This is a genomic window from Pseudocitrobacter vendiensis (genome assembly GCF_943590815.1).
GTDB classification, from domain to species: Bacteria; Pseudomonadota; Gammaproteobacteria; order Enterobacterales; family Enterobacteriaceae; genus Pseudocitrobacter; species Pseudocitrobacter vendiensis.
In genome coordinates this window covers 1-736 of sequence record NZ_CALSBS010000086.1, presented here as the reverse complement: position 1 = coordinate 736, position 736 = coordinate 1, and the positions used below count along the sequence as shown (strand labels likewise).

Here is a 736-nt window from a genome sequence, read left to right as displayed (position 1 = left end):
GGCACTGTTGCAAATAGTCGGTGGTGATAAACTTATCATCCCCTTTTGCTGATGGAGCTGCACATGAACCCATTCAAAGGCCGGCATTTTCAGCGTGACATCATTCTGTGGGCCGTACGCTGGTACTGCAAATACGGCATCAGTTACCGTGAGCTGCAGGAGATGCTGGCTGAACGCGGAGTGAATGTCGATCACTCCACGATTTACCGCTGGGTTCAGCGTTATGCGCCTGAAATGGAAAAACGGCTGCGCTGGTACTGGCGTAACCCTTCCGATCTTTGCCCGTGGCACATGGATGAAACCTACGTGAAGGTCAATGGCCGCTGGGCGTATCTGTACCGGGCCGTCGACAGCCGGGGCCGCACTGTCGATTTTTATCTCTCCTCCCGTCGTAACAGCAAAGCTGCATACCGGTTTCTGGGTAAAATCCTCAACAACGTGAAGAAGTGGCAGATCCCGCGATTCATCAACACGGATAAAGCGCCCGCCTATGGTCGCGCGCTTGCTCTGCTCAAACGCGAAGGCCGGTGCCCGTCTGACGTTGAACACCGACAGATTAAGTACCGGAACAACGTGATTGAATGCGATCATGGCAAACTGAAACGGATAATCGGCGCCACGCTGGGATTTAAATCCATGAAGACGGCTTACGCCACCATCAAAGGTATTGAGGTGATGCGTGCACTACGCAAAGGCCAGGCCTCAGCATTTTATTATGGTGATCCCCTGGGCGAAA

At 53.3% G+C, this 736-nt stretch carries 1 protein-coding gene; it reads left to right on the top strand.

Going from position 1 to position 736, the window contains the following annotated elements; translation table 11 throughout:
* Window positions 1–63 precede the first annotated feature (63 nt).
* On the top strand, window positions 64–736 hold a 673-nt coding region (locus tag NMC31_RS26065; protein ID WP_029780794.1), incomplete at its 3' end, for an IS6-like element IS26 family transposase.